The organism is Noviherbaspirillum denitrificans, assembly GCF_002211445.1.
GTDB classification, from domain to species: Bacteria; Pseudomonadota; Gammaproteobacteria; order Burkholderiales; family Burkholderiaceae_D; genus Noviherbaspirillum; species Noviherbaspirillum denitrificans.
On the sequence record NZ_LSTO01000044.1, the window covers coordinates 1 to 1,340 of the forward strand.

Sequence of the window (1,340 nt, forward strand, 5' to 3'; positions counted from 1 at the left end):
GTCGCGGCGCTCGATCTCGGCGAGGCGCTCTGCGTTGGCGATGATCAGGTCGCCCAGTTTCCACAGCATGTGGCCGCGCTGCGTCGCGGACAGCGCCGGCCATGCGCCAGCGTTGAAGGCGCGGTCAGCGGCGGCGACCGCCGCATCGACGTCGGCCTTGCTGCCGCGGCCGATCAGCGCCCACGCCTGGCCGTCGAACGGGTTCTCGGTGGGGAAATATTGCCCGGAAGACGGCGGCACCACCTTGCCGTCGATGTAATTGCCGTATTTCGGAAGACTGTCGAGGGATGTCATTGGCTGCTCCAGTGTGCGGTCGAGGTGTGCCTTCGAGGCAAGATTCAGAGTACTTGTAGCGTCAGATAGAACACAGTTCTATTATTGATTAATCGAAGTAAGACTTCAAGCGATAAATCGATGCCGGGAACCAGGAAATTGCCTGTTGATACCTGCAATAAGCCGGGCTTTCTTGCAAATAAGGAAATCTTTTCACTTATATAATCCGCATTTCGTCATTTGCAGTACGCTGTCCGGCGATCCAACTTAAAATAGAACTTCGTACCATTTTGGAGAAAGCATGAACAATGAGGGCGTTGCAGCGGTAGACCGCGCGCTGTCGATCCTGGATGCATTTACGGAAAACGACGCGAGCCTGACCCTGACCGAAATTTCCAAGCGCACCGGCTTCTACAAGAGCACGACGATGCGCCTCGCGGAATCGCTCGAAAAGTTTGGCTACCTGCGCCGCGACGACGAGGGCTATTACAAGCTGGGTTCCAAGCCTTTGTTCCTTGGCACGCTTTACCAGCGCCAGTTCAAGACCGCGGACCATGTGCCGCAAGCCTTGCGCGCGATCGTCGCGGAACTGCACGAAGGCGCGTCGTTTTTCATCCGTGACGGCAACCACCGAGTCTGCCTGCATCGTGTCGATCCGCTGCGCGCGATTCGCGACTCGATCAGCGAGGGCGACCGCCTGCCGATCAACGTCGGCGCGTCGGGCCATGTGATCCTTGCCTTCGAGGGCATGGGTGGCCAACGCTATGACGAGATCCGCGAGAAACTGTATTCCGCGTCCTTCGGCGAACGCGATCCGGAAACCGCCGCCGTGTCCTGCCCGGTGTTCGGCCTGAACCAGAAACTGGCCGGCGCCATCGCGGTGTCGGGGCCGCGCTACCGCATCGAGGAAACCGGCGTGGACAAGATCCTGCCCGTCATCTTCCAGCAGGCACGGGCTCTGACCCAGGCCTTCGGCGGGAATCCGAACGTGTTCGACAAGGCAGGTTCGAAGTAGCATCTTCCGCGGTTCCGGCCCCTCGGTCCGGAACCGCCCTCCATCAGCGCAT

At 59.8% G+C, this 1,340-nt stretch carries 2 protein-coding genes; one reads left to right on the forward strand and one right to left on the reverse strand.

Translation table 11 applies throughout. From position 1 onward, the window contains the following. The coding region (locus tag AYR66_RS28045) for an aldehyde dehydrogenase family protein (RefSeq protein WP_141104367.1) at nt 1-294 on the reverse strand (294 nt) is incomplete at its 3' end. Nucleotides 295-574: 280 nt separating this feature from the next. Between AYR66_RS28045 and AYR66_RS28050 the strand changes: the two genes are divergently transcribed. Then, nucleotides 575-1,288 carry an IclR family transcriptional regulator gene (locus AYR66_RS28050; RefSeq protein ID WP_088710792.1) on the forward strand — a complete coding sequence of 238 codons (714 nt, stop codon included), beginning with the start codon at nt 575-577 and terminating at the stop codon, nt 1,286-1,288. The last annotated feature ends 52 nt before the right edge of the window (nt 1,289-1,340 follow it).

What these genes read in the sequence shown, in the direction of transcription:
- AYR66_RS28050 (WP_088710792.1), top strand. Translation starts at nt 575, where the DNA reads ATGAACAATGAGGGCGTTGCAGCGGTAGACCGCGCGCTGTCGATCCTG.